At 61.1% G+C, this 23,590-nt stretch carries 14 protein-coding genes; 2 read left to right on the top strand and 12 right to left on the bottom strand.

Features of this window, described 5'->3' with window-relative positions:
* Positions 1-52: 52 nt before the first annotated feature.
* Positions 53-622 carry a lytic transglycosylase domain-containing protein gene (locus KHO33_RS26525; protein ID WP_328822810.1) on the top strand — a complete coding sequence of 190 codons (570 nt, stop codon included), beginning with the start codon at positions 53-55 and terminating at the stop codon, positions 620-622.
* 97 nt (positions 623-719) lie between these two features.
* Here the strand turns inward: KHO33_RS26525 and KHO33_RS26520 are convergent, their stop codons facing one another.
* The 11 genes from KHO33_RS26520 to KHO33_RS26470 form a co-directional block, all read right to left on the bottom strand.
* A complete protein-coding gene (locus tag KHO33_RS26520; protein ID WP_200565879.1) occupies positions 720-1,229 on the bottom strand; it encodes a DUF1269 domain-containing protein in 510 nt (169 codons plus the stop codon).
* Positions 1,230-1,420: 191 nt separating this feature from the next.
* Positions 1,421-2,644 (bottom strand): c-type cytochrome biogenesis protein CcsB, encoded by a 1,224-nt coding sequence (gene ccsB / locus KHO33_RS26515; protein ID WP_234480643.1) that lies wholly within the window; start codon positions 2,642-2,644, stop codon positions 1,421-1,423.
* A gap of 426 nt (positions 2,645-3,070) precedes the next feature.
* Positions 3,071-3,745 (bottom strand): c-type cytochrome, encoded by a 675-nt coding sequence (locus KHO33_RS26510; RefSeq protein WP_200565878.1) that lies wholly within the window; start codon positions 3,743-3,745, stop codon positions 3,071-3,073.
* Positions 3,746-3,771: 26 nt separating this feature from the next.
* Positions 3,772-5,157, bottom strand: a complete 1,386-nt coding sequence (locus KHO33_RS26505) for a cytochrome C (RefSeq protein WP_234480642.1) — start codon at positions 5,155-5,157, stop codon at positions 3,772-3,774.
* A gap of 297 nt (positions 5,158-5,454) precedes the next feature.
* Entirely contained in the window at positions 5,455-7,089 is a 1,635-nt protein-coding gene (locus KHO33_RS26500) for a c-type cytochrome (RefSeq protein ID WP_234480641.1), read from the bottom strand.
* A 62-nt stretch (positions 7,090-7,151) separates the two neighbouring features.
* On the bottom strand, positions 7,152-7,985 hold the full coding sequence (locus KHO33_RS26495) for a LolA-like protein (protein WP_200565876.1): 834 nt from the start codon (positions 7,983-7,985) through the stop codon (positions 7,152-7,154).
* Between the two features lie 26 nt (positions 7,986-8,011).
* Complete coding sequence (locus KHO33_RS26490) at positions 8,012-8,851, bottom strand: LolA-like protein (RefSeq protein ID WP_200565875.1); 840 nt, start codon at positions 8,849-8,851, stop codon at positions 8,012-8,014.
* Positions 8,852-8,893: 42 nt separating this feature from the next.
* The gene (locus KHO33_RS26485) at positions 8,894-9,394 is read right to left on the bottom strand and encodes a hypothetical protein (RefSeq protein WP_234480640.1); all 501 of its coding nucleotides are present in this window, start codon (positions 9,392-9,394) and stop codon (positions 8,894-8,896) included.
* A 13-nt stretch (positions 9,395-9,407) separates the two neighbouring features.
* Complete coding sequence (locus tag KHO33_RS26480; RefSeq protein ID WP_200565874.1) at positions 9,408-17,678, bottom strand: choice-of-anchor Q domain-containing protein; 8,271 nt, start codon at positions 17,676-17,678, stop codon at positions 9,408-9,410.
* A gap of 17 nt (positions 17,679-17,695) precedes the next feature.
* On the bottom strand, positions 17,696-19,348 hold the full coding sequence (locus KHO33_RS26475; RefSeq protein WP_200565873.1) for a multicopper oxidase family protein: 1,653 nt from the start codon (positions 19,346-19,348) through the stop codon (positions 17,696-17,698).
* 10 nt (positions 19,349-19,358) lie between these two features.
* Positions 19,359-20,924: a multicopper oxidase domain-containing protein gene (locus tag KHO33_RS26470; protein ID WP_200565872.1), complete on the bottom strand. Its 1,566-nt coding sequence runs from the start codon at positions 20,922-20,924 to the stop codon at positions 19,359-19,361.
* Positions 20,925-21,320: 396 nt separating this feature from the next.
* On the opposite strand from KHO33_RS26470, the gene KHO33_RS26465 reads away from it, so the two are divergent.
* Positions 21,321-22,172, top strand: coding sequence for a hypothetical protein (locus KHO33_RS26465; protein WP_200565871.1), 852 nt, complete (start codon positions 21,321-21,323; stop codon positions 22,170-22,172).
* A 489-nt stretch (positions 22,173-22,661) separates the two neighbouring features.
* Here KHO33_RS26465 and KHO33_RS26460 read toward each other — a convergent pair whose 3' ends face one another.
* Positions 22,662-23,402 carry an OmpW/AlkL family protein gene (locus tag KHO33_RS26460; protein ID WP_054035201.1) on the bottom strand — a complete coding sequence of 247 codons (741 nt, stop codon included), beginning with the start codon at positions 23,400-23,402 and terminating at the stop codon, positions 22,662-22,664.
* Between the last annotated feature and the right edge of the window lie 188 nt (positions 23,403-23,590).

Here is a 23,590-nt window from a genome sequence, read left to right as displayed (position 1 = left end):
CCTTTCATCCGGACCAGGACATGCGATCCTCATTGCATGCGCGGTGCTTGGCATGGCATCACCGGGTTTGGCATGCGCAGAAATTTTTGGAGCGGTTGCGAGTAACGGGGCGATCGTCCTGACCAACGTACCGGGCAAAGCAGGGATGGCCGTCATCGTTGCCGGCGATCCGCCTTCCGAACGCGATGCGAAGCGTGCACCAGCCTCAACGTCCGAGAGCGGCGACGCGTCGCGGTTCGCCGATGTGATCGACGAAGCAAGCCGCACCTTTCGCGTTCAACCCGAACTCCTGCGCGCGGTGATCGACGTCGAATCCCGATACAACCCGAAAGCGGTTTCAGACAAAGGTGCGCTAGGGTTGATGCAAGTCATGCCGGAGACAGCACGGCGCTTTGCAGGTGGAGACATGCTCAATCCGCGAGACAACGTGCTGACTGGAGCACGGTATCTGCGCTTCCTTCTCGATCTCTTCAAGGACGATGTCGAACTCGCCCTGGCTGCGTATAACGCGGGGGAAAATGCCGTGATTCGGGCCGGCTATCGCGTGCCCTCTCTGCGGGAAACGCGTGCTTACGTGCCACGGGTTCTGGAGCGCTATCGGCGCATGCTAGCGGCCGGTTAACGTTGCGCGCTCGGCGGCAAGCCGGCGCCGGTATCGATGACATCCGGGCGTGACCAGCCGCCTGCCTCGTCGTACTGTTGCCGGGTGCGGGAACAGATTACGGAAATGCGGGAATGGTCGGCTCCGTTCCCCGGATTTCGGCCTCCGCGTGGTGGAGCTTGATCATCTCTTCAATTTCTTCGACGCGATCCTTTGGGACGTCGATCATCATCAGCAGTTCACCCCGCTCGATCGCCGCTTCGAAACGTTTTAGCCGCGTATTCGGTACATCGACACCGATCATCGTCGCCGTCCATGCGCCAAACCCGGCGCCCGCGAGCGTGAGCGCAACGACAACGCCGCCCGCAATGGTCAGGCCCGCCGGCGGATAAACCAATGCAACCAGGCCCGTCAACATGCCGGTCGCGCAACCCGCCGCCGTACCTCGCGTCAGTGCGTGAAGCAAGTCGCTGCTCTGCGCAAGCGTGGCCTCCGGCAAATCGTCGAGCCGTACGCTATGGTTGGCAATCACGTGGATATGCCGCCAGTCGACTCGCCTCACCAGAAGCTCGTCAACAATCATCCGCGCACATTGCGTGCTCGGCAGCAAAAAGTATATGCGTCTCATGGCGACCTCGCTGACCGTAGATCGGGGTCCGTCCGGACCCGTGACTACATTCTTGTGCGGAGTGGCAACGAGAGAAAGTAGGAATGCTCGCCGAACGGAATGGGTAGAGACCCGCAGTGTGTATGGCTCGTCGAACCATGCTCCGCCAAGCTGAAGCTTCGGGCGAACGATGCGGGCGCTCCGGCATTCTTTTATAGCTTGCCGTAGCTATGCAGCCCCGACAGGAACATGTTGACGCCGAGGAACGCGAAGGTCGTCACCAGCAGGCCGGTCAGCGCCCACCATGCCGCCACCGCACCGCGCAGGCCCTTCATCAGGCGCATATGCAGCCAGGCCGCGTAGTTCAGCCACACAATCAGCGCCCACGTTTCCTTCGGGTCCCAGCTCCAGTAACCGCCCCATGCTTCCGCGGCCCACAGCGCGCCCAGAATCGTCGCAATCGTGAAGAACGCGAAGCCGACGGCGATCGACTTGTACATCAGGTCGTCGAGCACATCGAGCGGCGGCAGGCGGTCTGCCAGCACGCCGCGCTCTTTCGCCAGATACGCGACGCCGACCATGGCCGACAGCGCGAAGCTGCCATAACCGATGAAGTTAGCCGGCACGTGGATCTTCATCCACCAGCTCTGCAGCGCCGGCACGAGCGGCTGGATCTGCTGGGCGTCGCGCGCGACCGAGTACCACATCAGGAAGCCGACCGCCGCGCTGATCACCAGCAGCACGAATGCGCCGAGCGCACGCGTGTTGTAGTGCTGCTCGTAGTACAGATAGAACAACGCGGTGATCAGGCTGAACAGCACGAACACTTCGTAGAGGTTCGAAATTGGAATATGGCCGACGTCCGCGCCGATCAGATACGACTCGTACCAGCGCACCATCAGGCCGACGAAGCCCATCACCACCGCAGCCCACGTCATTTTCGAACCGATCGCGGCGCCGGTCGGTGAACGCGACAGCAGGCCGATCCAGTAGAAAACGGTCGCGAAGACGAAGAGCGCGCTCATCCACAGAATCGCGGATTGGCTCGACAGGAAGTATTTGAGGAAGAACGCGTTATCCGCACGCGTCAGATCGCCGTGATAGATCTGGATCGCCAGCAGCGACAGCGCGGCGATGCCCACCATCAGCGGACGCACCGGCTTCCAGCGCCAGCCGAGTACGACGAACACCGGCACCGCGAGGCACAGCACCAGTTTGTCGTAGTAATTCATGAACGGGTGATAGCGCGACAGCGCAAACCCCGCGCCCGCGACCATCATGACGGCGAACAGCCAGTCGACGATACCAAGCCGTTTCAGGAAGGAGCGCTCGTCGAGCGGAGCCAACGTTTGAGCCGCGGTCTTTGAGACATCCCACTTAAGCACGGGCACCGGGTCCGGCGCACCGGCGTCAAGAGACGATTGGGTCAGGTTCATGGTGCTCTCCGTTGTGCCGATCGCGTCGACAGGATGCCGCCGGCACACAATTGACCGCTTTCCAGACGCGCTTCGTTCGACGGCTGGGCCCCAAGGCGCGGTTATCCAGTGTTGGTCGCCGCCCCACTAACGCGTTGCCGGACGTGACCGGGAGACCCGTTGCCGCCTTGAGCGCCCGCCTCCCGATTCGCTCCGTAAGTTTCCACTGCAGGTTGAAAAAAAAGCGCCCGCCGGGGGGAGACGGAGCGCAAACTTTCCGCCACATCGCTGCTGATGCCCCCACCCGGGGCGATCTCAACAACGACGCAGGCGTTCTTGCAGGTGCCGCTGCCGTGCAACGGTGCATCCGCGTTGCACAGATCAGACGGACGGCCTGGACTCTGAATCGCCACGCCCACGGGCGCAGCGACAGGTAAGGTAACTTGCTCATTGATCGGCCGGCGGGCTGGCCGCTGCCTCCGTCTCTGGCGGAAACGCTTCCACAAAGGCCGCTACGGCGCGCATATCCTGCGCCGACATATTGCCGCAGACCGCCTTCATGACCTCACCGCGAGGTCTTTGATCGACGTGGCTCTGGAAAACCAATAGCTGCTTGATGATGTAGTCGGCGTGTTGACCGGCAAGCCGCGGAAACTGATTCATTCCCTCGCCATGCTGGCCGTGGCACGAAACGCATGCCGCGACGCCCTTGTCCGGCAACCCGGACGCATAAATCGCTTTCCCTTCGCCAATCAGCGATTGATCGCCGGGTTCACCCAGAACCGGCTTCTGACTGGAAAAATACGCTGCGAGTTCGTCGATTTGCCCCTCGCTCAGGTGCGTAAAACCCCACATAAACCTCTGGGCGTTCGGGTCCGATCGGGCATGCACCTTGAAGTCCGTCAATTGATCGACAAGGTACCCCTTTCGTTGCCCCGCCAGCTTGGGAAAGGCCGGCGATACCGAAACGCCGTTCACGCCATGACAGTTCGAGCAGACCTGCAGAGCAATGGTCTTGCCGGCGACCGCCGGGTTATCGACCGCCCTTGACCGATCCAATTCGTGACAGCCCGATCCTGCAAGCAGCATCCCAAGGGAGATGATTTGCGCCATCTTTTTCATGTCACGAACCTCCTTACCACCAACTGTCACCAGTACGCGGCCCATAAGTAGACAAACAGTGTGTCGTTGTCCGACGCGTTGCGTCCGTTACCGTCGTAGTTAGACCGGGATCCAAGGTACTTAGTGAAATGCGTGTACTGCAGGCCGACCCGGATGTTCTGCACCGGAATCCAGAAGATCTCGGGTATCCATCCCTGCGTGGCAGGAGAAAAGTTCGCGCTGCCGGCGTAAGCCACGCTGTCGGTGCTGCCCGTCACATTGAAGAAAGCGAGGCTCACGCCATACTTGGCCTGATAGATGTACGACATTTTCAGCAGCATCGATTTGAGATTTGCCGACTGGCTGTCGCCTAAGACGAAATTATTCGGATCACTGATATTCTCATGCGTGTAGCGCGCCTGCGCAGTAATCGTATGCGGTTCCAGAAGGTACTGATACTGCGCATCCACACCGATATCGCGATAGCGGGTCACACCCTGCGTGAAGATCGGGAAAGCGTTTGGATCGTTGGGATAGACATCGGCAAGCAACCCGAACGTCCCCAGCATGATGTTATGCGGGCCCCATTCGCGAGTCAGCGCAAGCCGCCAATACGGGTTGTAGCCTTTCAGGTAGGTCTGCGGATGGGCCAGGTCTCCGGCCTTGCTGCCATGACTCAGAAACGACCAGATTCCGTCGGCGGTGCTGTACGCGGTCAGTTCCGCGTATACCAACTTGTTCCAGTACAGGTAGCCGCCAATGCCGACGACCTGCTGCGCCAATGCGCCCTCGATGAGCGGCGTAAACTGCGGCGACCCAACCGCGCTCGTCGACGAAGAAAGGTAGGGGTAGCTCCATGCAGGGGCGGTGTTAAAGACGTCCTGCACAGTCGGATTGTTGTGCAAGGTCACGCCCAGTATGAAGTCGCTCGCTTCGCCGATGATCCGTTCCACGTAACGGACATCGGTGTTGTCGGATGCCCATTTACCTATCCACCTACCGTCGCCATTCTGGTGATCGTAGTTCGTGTAGGTATATTGAGCGAACGCACCGATCTTGTCGGTGATCTTCCCCGCGAGGAAAATGCTGGCCGCATCCCATGTCAGATTGCCGTCTTTGGGCGAGATGGGATTCCCGTTAGCGTCGTTGTTGCGCCGGGTTTTGGTCACATCGACTGTTCCCATCACAGCGAGCGGGATGGTGCGCTCGCCGAGCGTATATCCGTTCAACTTGAACATGCGCCCATACGGCGTGAGCTCGGGAAACTGACCGCCTGCGTGGCACGCCACGCAGCTTTGTCCCGTTTGGCGTGCGAATATAGGCAGAGCATGTGCGGTAGATGCATGGAACAGACAAAGCGCCACGAGGGCCACCATCCAGCCATGGCGAAGCATCTGATGAAATGCAGGAATACTGATAATAGTCTTTGCCATGGCTATCTCTCCCTGCGCCGTGCTTCACCCATTTACCAACGGCGGAAAAATTCAATGACTGCGTTGCTGTGTCGCGCCTGACGGCAACAAGCGAAAAGAGAAAAAATTCTTGCGACTACGGCGACCCATTCGGGTGAGGCATTCGCGCCCCTCGCCACGTTTATATTGTGCAAACCGTCGACAGGAAACGACATGGGTCAACGTCCTATTCTTGCGGTAGGGGAGCCGCTCAACCGCGCCGACGGAAACGTCTCGTGAATTCTTGCGCGCCGGTCCACGCTTCGTCTCACGAGATCGTCACGGCACCATCCAGTCCCCATCGGCAACGAGCCTGACTCGATCGGGCCCGGCAAAGCGGACGATGTAACCGCCTTTGGATGCGAAGCGCTGCCCTGGCGCCAGCGTCAGGCGCGGGTAGTAGCCAGTCAGGATGCGTCGCTCAAGCATGTCCTGAATGCGCTCGATCAGGTAGTCCCTCTCGAACGCATCGACCATATGGCTAAGCGTCTCCGCCAGCAGACCGCACGCGAGATAGGTGTCCGCCTGGACCTGCGGCGCGACCATCGGGATTTTGCGGATCGAGAACCAGCCGAACGCATAGTCGACACGGACACGCCGTCCGTCCGGCAAGTCGAATGGATACGCGAGGCGCGTGACGCCGCGCCAGCTCGCCGACAGCGGTGTGCTATCGAGCCCGCCCAACAGCCCCGACATGAACACAGTGTCCGACGGCGGTGGCAAATGCCCAAGCGCCTCGACATCGGGCGGACGCAGCCATAGCACCAGCACGTCCGCACGCGAAATTCCGCGCAAGGAACGCGCGACGCTGTCGCCTGGCGCAAGAGCGCGGCTCGACACCGCGATGCCATGGCCCTTCAATGCGGCGGCAAGCGCCTCTGCACCCCGCTCGCCGCTGTCGCCCGTGCGATAGACCTGCCAGACCTTGGGCTTCGCTTGCATGGGCTTGCCACTGCCTTCGTCGAGAATCCGCCTCGCGAGCAACGCCGCCTCGAGCAGCACGCCTTTCGAAAAATACACGGAATAGAAATCCTGGTCGGTTTCGACCGGCACTTCCACGTTGGGAAAAAGGCACGGCACGGACTCCTGCTCGCAGAACTCGTGAACCGGCGCCCAGTTCTTGCCGCCGAGTCCCGACAGCACCGCAAACACCGGCTGCTCCGCCAGATAGCGCTTCAACTGCTCATGCCACGTCGACGGCGGTCCGCTCAGCTCCCACACATGCAACTCCCAGCGACGATTGACCATGAACATCATCTTGCGCGATGAGCGCAGCGGCGGTGTCGCACCGAGCGGAAATACGTTCTTGTCATCGAAGTACTGTTTGAGCACATCGAGCATGCCGCGTCGCTTCACGGGGTCTGCATCCGGCGTGATGATCGTCGCGAAGTGCAGCACCGTGTCAGTGACACCCGTTGCCGCACGTCGATCGAGGTGCTTCAGATAGCCGATCAGCGCTGCCATGTCGGTGTCGTTCAGCGCGTACTGCGGCATCAGATTGCCGAGCGGCTTGCCTTCCGAGTCAAGCCCTTCGCGTATTGCTCTTGCAATCGTCGCATCAGTGTAGGGCTCGCGATTGGTGCGCATGCCGGGAATGTAGGGAATATCGAGATCATCGGGGCTGTCCGCACGAGGATGGACCAGATACCGGTCAGTGATCGGCGGGATGTTGCTATTGCCCTCTCTGGATCCGAGGCCGCTGCGCCGATGGCAATTCATGCAGGCCGCGGCGGCGCCTCGCAGGTTCACGCCACCATCGTGCATCGCCTCGAGTTGGTCGCCCGAACCCAGCACGCCCTTCTGGAAGATCGCTTCCCCCGTGTTCGCTGATGTAACCTGCGGCGTTGACGGGGCAGCGTTCGCCTTGCCCACCGGCACCGTCAACGCGGCGAACAAGGCACATTGAACGAGCATGAGCACCGCGAGCGATCGTACCCGCGCGATGGCACGTCGGCTGACCCGGGCGCGGTCCATGGCTAGGGGCTCGGCCGGCTCAGGGCGGGCGGCGTCGACGGCGACGGCTCGGCGTTGATCGAGACCGAACTGTGCCAGCCTTGCGAGGCCGGCCTCGCGAACATCCCATCGTCAAGCGGCGGATTGAGCGACACCTTGTCAATCGTCAGCTTGTCGCTCTTGCCGGCCGCCACCACACCGCTTTCGATCGTGAACGGTATCTGCAAACCCTCGACGTCCTTGTAGTTGCTGTACTTCACTTCCACGGTGATCGGCCCGCGAGGGCCCCGCGCCGCGCGATCGTACTTCACGTCAAGAAAGCTCTGTGCGTCGACCCACACGTGACGGGTCACACCGGAAGGCAACTTCACGCCGAGGCGGTAAGCCTCGTGTCCGTCGACCTTTTCGATACCTTCAAGCGCGACATCGACACCCTTCGCCTGATGGTCGATCAGCAAGCCGTCGATGACCTGCTCGTCGTGCGCCGACCTCAGTTCGTCCATGGTGTACGGCCGGGCTTCCCCACTGCCCGTGGCGCTCGGACTCACTTTCCAGCCCTGTTTGCCGTTGAACATTCTGACAGCCCGCCGGTTGAGCACGGTTATCTCGAAGCGTGTCATGTTCGGACGTTTTAGCGCGAGGACAAACGGCAATTCCTCCGCGGGTGTATTCGCGCTATCGACGTGCCCGACCCAGACCATCGTCTGAATCTTCCTCCATGCGTCGAGCCCGCCCCTCGCGGCGGCGTTCTTCTCGACGATCTGATCCGGGCTCAGATCGTGCTCCGGTATCTGCTCGCTCGCGTACACCGCCGCCGTCAGGCAGCCAATGAGCACCCACAGTGCGATTCGTGTCATGGCAGTGGACCTCGCACGGATGTTGGCTAGTGGCTAGTCGCTTGTGGCTGTTGGCCCGGCACTTTGGCCATGGCCAGTTGCGGTTTCGCGAACAGGGTGTCGTCCGCCGGCGGATTCACCGTGACGTGCTCGATCATCAGCTTGTGCGTCGGCTTGACACCGCTGACTGCGGTTTCCAGCGTGTGCGGAATGACGAGCCCATTTTCTTTCTTGTAATCGCGGTAGAAAATGGCGACGTTGTGCATCCGCCCGTCGAGCTTGCGGGGTTCGCCATCGATCTTCAGTTCGAGAAAACTGCTTGCGTCGATCCAGATGCGGCGCGACGTATTGTCTTTCTCCGTCAATTTCAGCACGTACGCGCGATGTCCTTCGACAGATTCCATGCCGAGCGCTTCGACCCGCGAGCCCTTACTCGCATAGTCGATCAGCGGCCCTTCCAGGTCAGCCGATGCCGCTGCCGATTTAGCTTCTGCAGGGGTATACGGTTCGACTTCGTTGCGTCCGAGGAAGGGCCTGACCTTCCAGCCCTGCGCGCCGTCGTATACCTGGAACGCCGTCTGCTCCTTGAAGCGAATCTCGAAGCGGCTCTTGTTCGGCCGCTTCATCGTCATCGTGAACGGCAGCCTGGTGTTCTTCGTGCCACCTGCTTCGATCTGCCCCGACATCGTGATCGTATTGACCGCGTGCCACGCCTGAAGCCCACCGCGTGCCGCGACGTTCCGCTCGACGATCTGCGCCGCACTCAAGTGACTCGCCGCCGCGGCTTGTGCCGTTCCTGCGGTCGAGGCCGCGAATGCAGCCGGGCCGGATGCCAGAACACCGGCCACTGAGGCCGCCGAAATCGCCTTCAAAAGAAATCGAGACATGAGTCACCTCCCCCATTTGTGTTGCAAATCGCCGTGCCGCGATCATTCGACAATCAGTCCGTCGACATGAAGCGAACCGATGAATACGTCGACGCGCTCGCCGGGCTTGATCGGATAGCCCTTGTTGGAAAACACCATCCAGTACTCCTGCCCGGCTTCAAGCGGACCGCTCTGGCGCAGTTGGCCGATCTTGTCCATGACCGGAATCTCGAGCAGCGCGTGACTCGCTTCGCCGTATAGATAGGCGGTGGCGGTCTTCTCGCCGAGCAGATGTGCCGCCACCGGATCCGTCACGCGATAGCTGAAGCGAATCAGATTGCCCGATGCGGTGCTGCGCACGCTCAGGTTGTCGATGCCCTTCATCATCCCGTAGTAGTTCTTCGCATGCTGCGACATGTTCACCGGCAAATACGGCGAGTGCCTGAGCTTAGGCGCTGCCGGTGGGCTCTGCTGAGCCGAGGCCCCTTGAACCAGGGCCGCGGCCAGACAGACGCTGCTCGCAAACCGCAGCGCCGGCCTCATCACGGAGAAGCAAAGTTTCATTGCTGTGCCCCTCTCACTTGACGACCGGCGGCTGCGTCTGCGCCGGGATCAGCGGTGCCGCCGCTGGCGGTGTCACGGCCGGCTTCGGCGTCAACACCTGGACGAGGCCGAGCAGACTGAGCAGGCCGTCCGACGAGCCGCCCAACGCAAGCGGATCGATCGGGGTGCCGCCGCCGAGCAGGCCTGGCTGCACGAACTCGACTGCGCCGATGTCGTATCCGAGCCCCTGCGGCCGCGACGTGCCGAAGATGTCATGATTCGGCGCACCGGTCGCCGTGCCGGCATTGATTGCCGGCGAACCGGTATTGATCGAGTAGTTGCCCAGTACTACGTTGTAGCCGGTCATGCCCGACGTGAGCGCTTCGTTGAACAGCGACAACGGACCGTACGACATGTTGATCCACTGATTGCCTTCATCCGGTGTCGCCGACGGCATCAGGGTGAACAGCGGATTCGGAAGAACCGTATCGGCAATGCCCGGAGGCACCGTGATACCGATTCCGCCGGCTTCCGGCGGCACACGCGAACCGTTGCAGTACTGGTGCACCACTGCCGGATTCAGATTGCTGTTGTGCGCCCCCGGGTAGTCGGCGGCGTCAGTCAGAATCGAGTACTGCGGGTGCATCGTCAAAGCCGCTTGACGACTGCTGGCCGAGGTGTCGCCGAACGCGCCAATGTCCCAATAGACTGCGTTCGGATCGCAGAAGCCAGTCGCCTTGCCTGCCTGATTCAACGACGGGTTCAACGTGACCGCGTTCTGCAAGCCCGCGATATTCGGATTCTTTCCTCCCACGGTGATATAGAACGTACGGTTCTGCCAGAAGACATCGTTGGTCAGCACCGGGTTCGAGAACGTCGTGCAGTTGGGCAACCCCGCCGGACACGCCACGCCCGGATTGGTGAACGCGACAATGAAATTCTGCGTGTGGCGCGCGGTCTCCAGCCCAGCCGGCTCGAAAGTCGACGTCGTGATCGGCGAGCAAGTCGTTTCCGATCCCACCGTCGTGCAGTTCGGCGGCCCGACGTTGGCCTGGGTGGCCGCGGGCGTGTTGAACAGCACACCTGCGGACGCTGTCGAGTCGTTGGCGACGACCGTGTTGTTGACGAAGTTCACGGCCACCGCATCCTGCAGCGAGACACCGCCTCCCGCCCAACCGGCTACGTTGTTCGCGATGATGTTGTTGGTCACCTGAACCGAATACCACGCGCTCGGGTTACTCGGGCTGCGCTGCACATCGGTACCGTTGACGTTCTGAAGTCGCAGGCCACCGCCCTTGCCGCTTTCCGCCGTGTTGCCGACAATCAGATTGCCGTCGATCACAAGCTTCGGGCCAACGCCGTCTGACAGCTCAGGCGCGCAATCGGTGTCCACCGCAGCGTTCTCGCAGAACGTGCCGTCAGGCGGTACGCCCTGGGCGATGATGCCGCCACCGTAGGTGGGCAGCGTCGGGTTGTTGCTCTGGTTGAACAACACCCAGTTGTGCGAGATGTCGCCGTTGTAGCTGAACCCGAAGTGCGCGACACCGCCACCGTCGCCGGCACTCATATTGCCGCAGACCCAGTTGTAGTTGAAGTGATAGTAGTCGGCACCGTTACAGAAGGTCACGCCGCCCGCTGATGAAGGCGTATTCGAGTTGATTTCATCGCCGTACGACGCATTCGACGTCACCGAGTTGTGGTGAATGTTCACATGCTGGTTGAGCAGGAACGGCAACTGCGTGACGCCGTCCGCAGCGATGGTCGCTTCGGCGGTTTCCACCTGGCCTACCGTGATACCGCCTGTGAGCGTGCCTGCGTTGGCGAAGACCCGGTTGTTCGAGACCTCCGTGTAATGGTTCCAGCCGTGCAGGAAGATCCCGCCGCCGCCTTGCGAACTGTTGGTGAAGGTCATGCCGTCGATACGCGACGGATTGCACAGGAAGTTGCTCGGGTAGTTCGTACAATCCGGCGGGTTCGGCTGAAGCAGGGTCGGGCCCGCGAGCGGCGTGCAAATGCCGTTCGCGGTGCAGTTCGGGTCGGGTTGCACCACGCCGCCCACCGTCACGTCCTTTACGCCCTTGGCGAGCACGGTAATGGCCGCACCTTCATACGCGCCCATCAGCGTCGGCTCGATCAGCAGTTCAGCCAGGTTTCCGTTGAGGTTGAAATCCCATCCCGAGGCGGGTTCGAACGGTATGGCATCCACCTTGCGCTGCATCGCGGTCGAACAGGAATACGTGCCGGTCGGATCGTACGGATTGCTTGACGAAATCAGGCCGCCGTTCAATGCATCGCCGAAGAGACAGCCAACCTGTCTGCGCCACGGGTCCATCTTGCCCGACGGGTGGGTATTCGCGTTGACGGTCACCGCGGTTGCGCCGACACCTTGCAAGCGGACTGGCTTCCACATCAGCAGCATTTCGTTATAGACGCCCGGACCGACGACGATCATGTCGCCCGGGGTCGCCTTGTCGATCGCCGTCTGAATCGCGTTGCTCGTCGCGTTCTCGCCACTCACATAGGTTGGCGTCTTGCCGCCGATCGTGACCGTGACCGTGTCGATCGAGCGCTTGCCGTTGCCAGCCGTGATGACGAGTTCACCGCAGAACGTGGGGTTCAGCACATTGCGCTGCTGGATCGTGCAGCTCGACTGCGTCGGCAGCAGGATCGGCACCAGCACCTTGATCTGTGTATCGCTCCATGACTGCACGATTGCATTCACGCCGCCGATCGTCACCGATCCCGTTCCCTTTTGCGCCCCGAAGCCATAGTGGCGCGTGAGGAACTTCTGGTTGAACGGCGCGGTGGTTGCGGCCGGACCCGTGTAGGCATGGTTCGGCACCTGCGCATTGCCCTGCGCGTTGATGGTCAGCGTGTGCAGTGGAGCGCTGACCCACGGTCCGGAGCCACCGCTGATCGGATCGCCCGTTACGCTGGAGATCGCCGGCGTGGCATCCGGGTACGCGCAGTCCGGCTGGTTGTAGCCATCCGCGAAGGCCGAGACCGGCACCACGGGCGTATCCATGTACTGGGTCTGACCAGGCATGAACGGAATCTCGTAACAGAACTGGCTGTATGCCGGGTTGAACAGAGGATCGCGAATCGTCTGGCCGGGATGCGCCGGATCGGGCATATCAGGATCGTTCATGCAGGCGACCATCATCGTCGGTGCATAGCCGGTCGGGTTCGGCGGATTGACTTGCCAGGTCGAATAGTTCAAGCCGTTGAAGATGCCCCATTGATCCGTATAGGTGCGAGCGACTTCGTTGCCGCCAAAATCCTTCATCGAGATCGGCACGTTCGGCACCGCGAACTTTTCGCCGAATTGCGGCGAATACGGATCGAACTCCGAAGAGAAGTCATCCAGCATGAAGCCGGTATAGTGCGCGGCGACGTGCGTCGAACTGAAGATCCAGAACTTCGCCAGCACTGTTGACTGGTTCGTCAGGTTCACTTCCTTGCGGTCGCACAGGTGCCGGGAGGCGCCCGCGAACGGCGCGACTTCCTGCGAACCCGGGAACAAGCTGATGTAGTCGGGCACGATGCGCAGCTCACCGACGCAAGGCCAGGAAGTTTCGATGCTGCCCGTGTCGCCCTCGCCTCGCGAGTAGGTCGTGGAGCCCAGGTCCTGGGTCGGATTCTGCGGATTGTTCCGGTTATAGGTGGAGTTCACCGCAGCCTGGTCGGGCAGGATGAAGATGGCGCCAATGCCGGCGAACTGCTGCGTGACCGGCGCAATATAGTTGTCGCCGATCAGGATGTTCTTGTCTTCCTCCTTCACCAGTTCGTAGCCCGGCGGCACGATCACTTCGACCACGTACTTGCCGGCAGGCAGCATCTGCGTACCGTCGCCCGAAGGATTGGCCACACAGACCGTGCAGTTCGTCGCGGTCGGCTTGCCGGTCGTCGTATTCCGGCCCGTCACGCTGGGGAATTTGTACATCCCGTCGTATGGCGCGGGCTGCAGCTGGTTGAACGCGTGCATGCCGTCGTAGCACTTGAACTGCGAATGCGCCGGCAATGCACGATGCTGCGCATCGAGCCATTGCGGGGTGTCCTTCAACGTGAAGAAGAACGGGTCAGTGGTCTCCTGTCCCGGACAGTTCATGTTCGGCACGCCGTCGGAGCGGAAGCCCTGCGCCCAGTCATCCCAGCTGGCGGTCTTCGTCGTGTCGACCAGCGTCAGGCTGGTGGTGCCGTCCGCCGCGACGCCCTCCTGATACAGGTTCACCGTGACGTTCGGCACGTCCGGCGTCCACTTTGTGTGGATCAGCAGCGAAGGATCGTCGAACGGCCGCGTCGAAGCATAGATGACTTCGCCCCGGATGCCGCCGTTTTCAGTCGCGCCAAACTGCGCCTTGCCAAACTCGATGAAGGAACTCTGCCCGGAGAAGCCCTGCCAACCCATCGTGGTTACCCACGGCGGATCGACTCTGCCGGTCGAAGGAGTCGTACCCGAGCGGTCCTTGCAGTCCGCATCGTTGCAATACACCGCCCCCGGCACCCGTAGATTCGTCGGCAGGTGCGCGGTCGCGGATTCCAGCGTGTTGGCGTAATTGGCAGCGATGGTCGAGGTGCCGCCGCCGGGTGTGCCGTCGGGCGGGCCGCCCGCGTCGTACACCACATGTACGCCAGTCTGCTTGAAGCGCGTTTCGTCGGTGTCGACGACATACCAGTTGAACAGCGGGAACACTTCGTTAAACGACGCATAGCCGTTCAGGTCCGTGTTGTTGAAGTTCGAATAGCTGCCGTCACGGAAGCGGATATTGGTCGGAACCAGCGCGAGCCCCGGGTCGCTTGCCTGCGAGACACCCGAGCCGTTCAGATCCATGAAGGTCCGGGTGTAGAGATTCGTATGCCATTGGAGCACCGAAAGATCCCCGACATCCACGGTCTGGCCACCCGCCAGTTGTACCGCCGTCGCGAGCCCATCGACGATCTGATCGTTCCATTGATCGAAGATCGTGATTCTGAACGTGCCTGCGGGCAAGCCGCTAAAGCTGAACGTTCCGTCCGCGTTGCACTTGGTGAACGCCATATCCTCGCCGTCCGGGTCGCCGACGCTGATATAGCATTGCGTGAAACTCAGTGAGGTTCGCGAGCCGGCGCCAAACAGATTCTCGTTCGGCGGACGGCTGTAGTGCAGGTTCGTTACTCTGCCCTTGAGTCCGTTGTTGCACGTCGCACCCGCGCACAGGAGCGGCAAGCGAGCATTGATAATTTTCGGATTGGCAAAGCCGATCGCCACGTGAAAGCCTGCTGGCCCGAACTCCTGGAAGTATGCCGGCCCACCCACCTTGATGAACGCGTCGTGTGCCTTCTGTCCGTCCAGCGTGTTCGTCTGCAGCCATTCCTCTCCCCTGCCGATCCGGTCGGCTGCCGGCGTCGCGACGATACCGTAGCGGCCGGGCATCAGGTTGGCAATGATGGCCTGGCCGACGAGCGGCGAAATCGTTTTGCCGTCCGACTCGAATTTCGGACACGTCGGGACCATGCCGACGAGGCCGTCGGTCGACGTCGAAATCGGGCAGGCGTTGAGCCCCGAGATCGGATCGATGGTTCCCTGCAAGGAATTGGACAGCGGCATGTTGAACATGTCGTAAGTCATCTGTCCGGTTGCATCACCAGTGCCGCCCGCGTCGTCCCATAGCTTGATTTCGAACCCACCAAGTCCTGGCTCGCGCGCGGTGCCGAACGTATCGGTGCCGCCACTGACGTCCACCTCGCCATTCAGCGGGGCGTCGTCCTCGAAGACGAACACCGAGACCTTCGCGGTCGCCATCGGCGTCTCCTGCAACAGCACGTTGACGCTGGTCTGTCCGGGCGCGATCGGGGCGCCACCCATGGTGTGGCCGCACTTACCCGTGCCCGGCGCAAAATCCGCGCCGCCGGGACCCGACGGGCAGTCCTTGGAAATGTCGAACTGTCTTTGCGGCCCGCTCGGGTTCGCCGGATTGACCGGCTGCGGCAAGCCCGCTCCATTCCCAAAGCTGTTACCGGCGTCCCCTGGCAAGATCGAGATGTAGTAGTGCTTTGTCGGATCGAGCGCAACCTGGCTCGGATTGACCGGCACCTGTTGCGCAGCCGTCGTGCGGCACACGCCGTTGCCGATATCGCACACGGCCGGCAAGTGCGAGTTGCTCGCCGGGTCATATACCGTTTGCCCCGACTCGCAGGCGACCTTGCCGACACAACCTGCTGCCACCACCGGCATGTAGCTGGTGTGGAAATTTGCGCCGAGGCTGGGAACCGGCAGCGGCGGGCAGCTAGCCGGGCGCGTTGTCGCGGTGGTCTGGCATGCGGGATCGATCTGGAACGTACGGTCTTCCTCGATGATCCAGCGGTAGTCGGCAAGCTGAACCGCGGTCTTGCCCGGCGCCGTGCTCGGTGCGTCCAGCGGCTTGACGATAAGTCCGCTGCCGCCCTTGAACGTCACCGTCACGGTCGCGGCGGTGCTCGACGTGTTCTGCGAATTCTTTGCCGTGTATTTGAACGTCATGGTGGCAGTCGCACTGCTGCCCACCGGCGGCGTCGTCGGAATCGCGGTGAACGATCCGTCCGGATTCAGCGTGACGGTCCCGCCTGTCACTGCCCCCGAAATCGCTGCCGTAAGCGGCAGCCCCTTCGGATCCGAGGCATTGGCTAGCACGCCGGGCGCGCCGATCTGCAGCCGCGACGCGATGTTGCTGACGTAAGTGCCATTGCTGGCCACTGGCGGCCCAGACAGACAGCCGTTGCCGGCGCTGCAGGCTGATAGCGTGACCGTCGCCGATACCGCGGGATTGCCGTTGGCCTGATACACAAAGCTGTCAGCTGTCGTACCGGCATTCGGCACATAGACGAACGTGCCATCCGGGTTCAGCGTCAGTGCGCCGCCGGTGGTCGTTGTCTTGACCTCTACGCCGTAAACATTCACGTCCTTGGCTTTCACGCCCTTGGCCGGGTCCGACACGGTCAGCGTGGTGCCAGGGACAAAGAAGTAGGTGGAGGAATTGGCAATCGCATTCTGATTCGCCGCACCCGACGTCGGCAGCGCGCCGCCATTGACGGCAACATAGCCCTGCATCCCGCCGTCACGCTGATTGTTGGTGGACAGGCTCAGTTCGCGGTCAAATACCGGAAGCGCCGTTGCGCCTGTGGCCGGTGCGTTCATCATCACATCGTAGGTCTTGCCGGCCGCCAGAAACACTTCGGACTGGACTCGCGGATTGCCGGGCAACACATTGCCGTCCTCGGCGATCAGCGAGAAACCGGAAGCGACAGGATTGCCGGTTTGTGCACCGACTACGGACGGAACGTGCATCCGCAAACCTGCATTCACGAAACGCACGAGCACCTGGCCCGTAGCAACGGGCGCGGTAGCGGCAAACGAAGAGCCGCCGGGATTGGTCCGGTCGAAGGCGACGCCGTTGATCAGGTAGTAGCGCGGATCGTAGTTCACGGTCGGCGGATAGCAGGTGCCGAACGCCGTCGACTTCGAATCGCCGCAGCCGCCAGGCTGCCCCGACCATGCCAGGGTTTCGCTGAAGCCCGCCGTCGTCACCGCCGCTGCGACGGCCGTGTTCTGCACCGGATCGATTTCGCTCAGCACGAGCGGTACGTCGGCGTCATAGCAGATAGCCGGATTCGTATAAGCCTGATACAGCTGCGACGCTACCGGGCAGCTTACGGTGCCGCCGACCGGCGCTTTCACCACCAGCACGCCGTATAGCCCCATCGGCCCCTGGATTGACGGATGCGTTCCCGACTCGATCAGATAAGTGCCAGGGCTGAGATTGCTCCACGTAAGCGAGGTTGTCTTGCCAGTCGCCACTTCGGTGGCAAACGACTGGACACGTGGCCCTTGCGCGGGCGGTGTGAAAGTCGCGCCGCTCGCGGTAGTGGCAATCGGCCAGGTTGTCGCGGTTTGCGTCGGATGCGGCGGACTCGGCATGCTGGTCGCCGTCGTCCCCAGGCCGCCGCCCAACTGCCCCACTACGACGAGCGAGGTCGGCACGGCACCGGGCAAGCTATTGGTGAGGTTGACCGTCAGCGGTCCTGGCGGCACGGTGATCACGACAGGCGACCAGTTCGCTCCGGCGCCCGGGTTCGCCGCCGCACAGGTCGCCGGCGCAACCGCGGCCGGCGTACACGTGTAGCCCCACATCGGCACCGCTTGCCCGTCGGGCAGCGTGGCAGTCGTCGCCTTCGCTGTCAGACTGACGACTTGAGCACAAGATATGCTGCTGGCAGTCAGCAGAATCGACGCCATGACCCCTGCCTTGAACACGTCGAAGAGGGTCGCCTTAAACTGAGTGGATCTCATCGCGCTTCTCCCCGCCTCTAATTGGATTCGTCAATCAGGAAAACCTGTGGATCGACGAGCATCATCATCATCATTCCGCCTGGGAAGATGTTGTTCGTGGTGATCTCGCGCTCGTTATGCGAGTGCCACATGAATGCGAACCCTGCTTCTGTCGTGGGTGGATTCACGACCGTCCCGCTCGGCGGCGTGGTCCCGGTGGGCGCAGTGGCGCGTACGGTCGCGTCGGGCCCAAGATAAGGACTGCCGCCATACCAGAAGCCGTTGGTCAGCACGTGCGAGTCCGGCAGGGTGACCGGCCCGCCGCTACCCACGTTGCCGAACGGATGCGCTTCGAGTGCCTTGCCGTGATCGGCGCACCACTCGTAGTAGTTCGGCGCCAGCGGGTCGGCCGTGTAGTAGCCGTTCACGTCCGGGATGCAGACAACCGGCTTGCCGAGATAAGCCGCGTATTTCGGATCGGTATCGGTGTACAGATCCCCAGGCTTATGCCCATAGACATCCCAGTTCAGGCCCTTGCCCGTCCAGTAGAAAATTCCGTCCATCGTGAGACCCGGCGTCGTGGTCGTCGTGAACAGCAGCGGTCCGGCCACCTTGGTCGGGTCCGTCTTGCTCAGGATCATGTTTCCATCGCGCGCCAACACCCGCACGTGATTGCCGTGCTCGTGGAACGGATGCTGCCAGCGGCCGGTGCCGATAATCCGCAACAGAACCAGTTCACCCGGGTGCATGTGCGGATTGCCGTTGTAGGGCTGATGCGGATACTGCACGGCGTAGTTCGGGTCCATGTCGTCCGGCATCGAGCGGCCGTTGACCATGAAATAGGCCGGGTGGTAAGGCTCTGTCTCGACGGTCATGCAGCCGTTCGGTGCCGTGCACGCGTTCGCCGCCTGCTGTTCCGCCTGCGCATGAATGCGCGGATCCATTTCGGAGAACTGAAAAAGATACTCACGGTCGTAGCAGGCTGCGCTGTGGTTATAGGCCGCGCCGGCATTGCGGAAGTCGGGTTGCCCATCCGGCAGCGTCGCCGCGACTGCCCGGCAACCAGTAGGCACCGCAACCGTGCCGGGTGAGGAGGTCGGCAAAACGATGATCGCGCCATACAGGCCCATCTCGATCTGCAGATCGCCTTGCGTGCCGCTGTAGTAGGCATGCGTGCCAGGTGTCGCCGCAACGAAGCTATACGTGACCGTGCTGCCGTGGGCGGCCTCGCGGGTCAGCAATCCCGGCGAGCCGGTGAGCGCGGCAGGACAGGTCCCGTCGGGGTTCAGTGCCGCGGCGCAGACCTGGAATCCCGGAAAGAGGATCGACGTGTTGCCCGCCGCCGCCGGCAGGTTATTGGTGAGCGTCACCGTGACGACATCGCCCTGCTTCACGATTAGCGTCGGACCGGGAATCTGCATGCTCGGACAGTTCGCGCCTGCGATCGTGGACGGCGAAAAGCCGGCCGGCGCCGTGCGGCATCCATAGCCCCACGAATAAACGCTCGCGCCGTCGGGTTGGGTGATGCGGTTCGCCTCGGCACTCAGGTCGAAGTGCGTCCCCGTGATGCCGGGCGCGGCGGCTTGCGCGTGCATGCAGACAAGCGTGGCGAGCATCGCCGCACCGAACCGTGCAAGCCGCCCAAGACGCGCGAGCGTGGCGATCCATGTGTTGTGATTGATGTGTCCCACGGCTCTTCTCCTAGGTGCAGGACTTCTTGGTCGGGTCCACTGCGTTGCAGATGTGGACCTCGGTCATCAAGCCGCCGAAGTTTTCCTGGTCGTTGGCCAGGTGATCGAGATTCGGGGTGTACAGGTAAAAGATCGCACCCGGCTTATATTTCGTCGTGTCGCTGGCGTCGAGGATCACGTCGATCGATTCGCCACCGCCCAGCGTGATCGAGTTCGTGTTGTAGGTCATGTCGTTGCCGGACATGTCGCGCAGCAAGCGGGCGTTGATACCGACCACGTGCATCGGAATGCCAAGCGACGCCAGCGTCTGATACTCGGTGACGTCCAGGTCCGAGATCCGCAGCAGCGCCCTGCCGCCAGCCGGAATGTTGATCAGCGTCGGCAGCGGTTGCGAAAAATGCGGTGTACCGTCGGCGACCTGTGTCGACAGCGGGTTCGGATTCACGGTGTCCGGATAGCTGCGTCCGTTCAACATGAAGAGCTTGTCCTTCATGTCGGTGAACGGCTCCGGATTGAACGTCATGCCAATGAAGTGGAAGTTCGGATCGAAGCCGTGTATCTGCACCGGGTATTCGACATCGTAGGCCGTCGAGCCATCGCCGTCGTTGTACGCGTAGAGCGTCGGCTTGCCGCTCTTGTTGTTGACGTGGAGAACGCTGTTCGCAGGTGGCAGCGGTGTCGTGCACAGAATGTCAGTGCCGCATTTCGTGCGCAGATCCAATTGCTGCTGCTGCAGCGAGCTGTACAGCGACGCACCACCGGGAACGCGATTCTGGCGCGGTCGCACGAAGATCTGGCCGACCATCCCCATCTGCAAATGTTCCGGCGGCGTGATGTGGCAGTGCCAGAAGTAGGTGCCGGCATCCGGCGCGAGATAATAGTACGTGAAGCTCGCGCCGATGTTGATCGCCACCGACGCATCCGGCACACCGTCATAGAACGACGAGGCATTCGGATAGCCGTGGAAATGCACAGTGTGCCGCTCGAACAGGTCGGGGCGCATGATCATCCCGACGTTCGTCAGCGTGAGGAAGAACTCGTCGTCCTCGTCGATCGCCATCGTCGGCGCCGGCTCGTTGCCGTTCATCACGCCGATATCCATGATGGGTCGTGGATCGACGTGGCCGGTCAACTGGCCCGGCGGCACCGATTCCGGATCAGGCACGAGGCCGACCGCGCCGTTGTAGGTCGGGTCCGACCTTGGGTCGCCGACGGTGTTGAACACCGAGGCGAACTCGGTGCCCGGAAGGCCCGCCTTGATGTCGGCGAGCCCGGACAACGGGCCGAAAGCGAACAGGTAGGTCTGCACGCCGTTCGCCATCGTTGCGTAACCATCACCGCCCGAGATCTGCTGGCACTTGATCGCGCCGTTGACGACGCCGGTCGACGTGGAGGTCTGTCCGGTGTAGGACGGCCCGGTGTAGGCGGGCTCCCCTGTACCAGGCGGCAGTGCCGTCGGATGCGCCGGCGTGGTTGGCGGGCATTGCACCCGGAACGACTGGCCGAACGAAGGAACTGCAAATAGCAGGAACAGCAGCGCGACAACACTGCTGCGATAAACGCGGGTACTGAACATATGACCTCCGTCCCAGGGGTCAGCCGGTGCGATACGCGCCGGACGTCATGCTCTACTGCGAATGCGGGCTGGTTACGTTGTTACATCAGCCCGTATCTGGATTCTGAACAAGAGCGACGGAGCCTGGGATGGGTCACCCCCCTACACTTGCGGTAGGGCAAACCCAGTGACGTTCTTCGGATTTGGCCGGCTAGAGTGGGCTCAGAAAGAAATTGCAATTTATGTGTGCTCTTCCTAATATCCACCAAACGTCCGGATGGGTAGAATTCCTACCATCAGCATGCTGCATTGCAATATGCAACCGTCGGCGCTTTGACCACGCGCTCAGACGGACAACACCCACGTCCTTGGCCTTTATCGCTCAAGGGCTTGACGCAATCACGAGTGGGGCGCGCCATGGAGTTTCTGGAAAAAAACGCCGCGACGGAATTAATTGAGCGGAAGGATCACGCCCTCGAACATGTTGGGTTGGATGGCGAGAAGCGCACGTATTTCCCAGCTCGGTCAATGTGGTTGAGGTTGGAACAGCTTCATGTGGCGCAACAGCTCGCAGAGCCTCTGGACGCAGACAAACAGCCAACACTTTCCACGTCGCTGCACGGAGTGGCGCATCTCGATGGCCAGGAGCTGTCGATCATTGGCGACGCTGAACACGCGATGCACGCCGTTGAGGTGTCCTTCGAAGCACGCGACGTCAGCAAGGCTGACCGGTTAGGTCTGCGCGAGTTGGAGGACGAACTCGGTATTTCGTTTGCCGACGTGCCGCTCGGTACTGCTCGTCTCGGAGTCAATCTGGCCGACGCGGAGACGGGCGAACCCGATCAGTGGTGGCTCGCCTGCCACATTCCCGAAGCCTGTATACATGCGCTTTCGAAGGCGATGTCAGATGGCCAGTTTGGCGCAGTCGAGTTGGGACTGGCGCTGCGACACCTCTACACGGCCGAAAGCGCTATGGCTAACCCTCGGCGCGAGCCCAACTTTTTTCTCAGGCCCAACAAAAGCGACGGCGCAATCGAATGTCCGGAAATCGCAATTGGCTACGTCACCCACCTTCGTATTGACCTCGCAACTGCTCAATTGCGTACCGCGACGGCGAGCGGCGACCGCGGTGATGAATTAACGGCGAACCCTGTCGCGGACGCCGTGAACTCGCTCGCTGTTCGGCTCACCAGCCTCATGACCACGGTGAGATGGATTGGCTTCTTCATCGGCATATTGCTCTTTCTTGAAGTTCTCGAGAGGCTCTGATTCGCCAGAATTGAGCTCGCAGAGCTCCCAGAAAAGTCAGATGAAATAGAAAATCTCCAAATTTTCCAACAGGTTACTGACCGACCTTCGCCAATTTAGAATTCGGCGATCGCTCTTTATCAGTCGCCGTAACTCGTTGATTTAAAAAATAATTACCCCCCTATTCCCACTCGATCGTCAATCCGGTGGCTATACCCTTGCGCTGCCGGATGGCACGCGGTCATGATCTACCCCGCATGAACTCCCACACCAGCCGGGAACGGCATGCAAACCTGCCGGCAAACTCCGGACCGTTATCAACGGTGACAGAAGCAGGCAATCCACGAATCTCACTCACGCGCTGCATTAAGCGAGACACCTGAAATCACGGTCGAGCTTTTTGAAAATAGAGTCTCCTGGGCGCAAGTACGCAGCAGAAAACATTTTGCTTGCCTCTGTCCCTGAAGAGCGTTCAAACCCCTCGATTGGCGCATCGACGATCTGTACGCGCTAGAACGTATAGGCGACGTTCAGGAAGACGTTAAGCGGATTGAGCCGGAGCGTGGATTTGGAAACGATCTGCGTTCCCGTTGCGGTCTGCCCGTATAACGTAAGGTGGGTTCTCACCGGAACGTAGCCAAGAGAGGTTCCGACCGACCAGTGTTTTGTAATCGCGTAATTTGCCCCGACCTCGAATACAGGATTCCACGATGAACTGAGTGTCGCACGTGCCGAGCCGCCTGGACCAAGGCTATCAGTGACAAATTGGCTATTGGTTGTCCGAACCTGGGTGAACCACGTATAGTTCACGCCGAGCCCCAGGAACGGACGGAATTTCGATTCGGCTGAAAACAGGTGGTATCGAAGTTCGATGGCGGGCGGCATGGGCCTTGTTGTGCCGAGCTTGCCATACTTCTGCAGCGTCCCGTCGCCAATGAGATTCACCTTCATTGGTAGTCCAAAAAGCATGGCGACACCCATGTTGTCCGTGACGTAGTACTCAGTGGTAATTCCCACCGTATCTGTTGAGCTCGCATGCGCTCCGCTACCAGATAGCTGCTGATTCACCGCTACCCCGCCAATGCTTTCCACGGTTAGTGGCGTTGCGTCGCCCTGCGGCGCAATGTGAAGCCATCCTGTCGACAGCGTTATGCTTCCAGCCGACTGCGCATTGGCATTGTCGATAAACCCAGCCGAGCAGATGCAAGCCGCCATACCGACCGAACTGATCGTGCGTTTGTAATCCTTCATGTCTCTTCTCCTGTCTCTTTGTCTGGAAAATCTTGTTGATCAGTGTGCTTCCATTCGAACTGCTAAATTTATTACTGTCCGTCTTTCGTATAGCTAGACCGCCGCCTACCCCCATCGCCCTTCACTCTAGTAAGCGTGCATAGCCAGGCGTTCCGTCTCGATGCCGGAAGAAAGAGAATTCCAAACGA

Source organism: Paraburkholderia nemoris, assembly GCF_905221015.1.
Taxonomy (GTDB): domain Bacteria; phylum Pseudomonadota; class Gammaproteobacteria; order Burkholderiales; family Burkholderiaceae; genus Paraburkholderia; species Paraburkholderia nemoris.
Note: the sequence above shows the minus strand (reverse complement) of the source record. Positions and strands in the feature narration are given on the sequence as shown.

Excerpts from the sequence above, each read along its gene's own strand:
- KHO33_RS26525 (WP_328822810.1), top strand. The coding sequence starts at position 53 with ATGGCATCACCGGGTTTGGCATGCGCAGAAATTTTTGGAGCGGTTGCG.
- KHO33_RS26520 (WP_200565879.1), bottom strand. The coding sequence starts at position 1,229 with ATGAGACGCATATACTTTTTGCTGCCGAGCACGCAATGTGCGCGGATG.
- ccsB (WP_234480643.1), bottom strand. The coding sequence starts at position 2,644 with ATGAACCTGACCCAATCGTCTCTTGACGCCGGTGCGCCGGACCCGGTG.
- KHO33_RS26510 (WP_200565878.1), bottom strand. The coding sequence starts at position 3,745 with ATGAAAAAGATGGCGCAAATCATCTCCCTTGGGATGCTGCTTGCAGGA.
- KHO33_RS26505 (WP_234480642.1), bottom strand. The coding sequence starts at position 5,157 with ATGGCAAAGACTATTATCAGTATTCCTGCATTTCATCAGATGCTTCGC.
- KHO33_RS26500 (WP_234480641.1), bottom strand. The coding sequence starts at position 7,089 with ATGCTCGTTCAATGTGCCTTGTTCGCCGCGTTGACGGTGCCGGTGGGC.
- KHO33_RS26495 (WP_200565876.1), bottom strand. The coding sequence starts at position 7,985 with ATGACACGAATCGCACTGTGGGTGCTCATTGGCTGCCTGACGGCGGCG.
- KHO33_RS26490 (WP_200565875.1), bottom strand. The coding sequence starts at position 8,851 with ATGTCTCGATTTCTTTTGAAGGCGATTTCGGCGGCCTCAGTGGCCGGT.
- KHO33_RS26485 (WP_234480640.1), bottom strand. The coding sequence starts at position 9,394 with ATGAAACTTTGCTTCTCCGTGATGAGGCCGGCGCTGCGGTTTGCGAGC.
- KHO33_RS26480 (WP_200565874.1), bottom strand. The coding sequence starts at position 17,678 with ATGAGATCCACTCAGTTTAAGGCGACCCTCTTCGACGTGTTCAAGGCA.
- KHO33_RS26470 (WP_200565872.1), bottom strand. The coding sequence starts at position 20,924 with ATGTTCAGTACCCGCGTTTATCGCAGCAGTGTTGTCGCGCTGCTGTTC.
- KHO33_RS26465 (WP_200565871.1), top strand. The coding sequence starts at position 21,321 with ATGGAGTTTCTGGAAAAAAACGCCGCGACGGAATTAATTGAGCGGAAG.
- KHO33_RS26460 (WP_054035201.1), bottom strand. The coding sequence starts at position 23,402 with ATGAAGGATTACAAACGCACGATCAGTTCGGTCGGTATGGCGGCTTGC.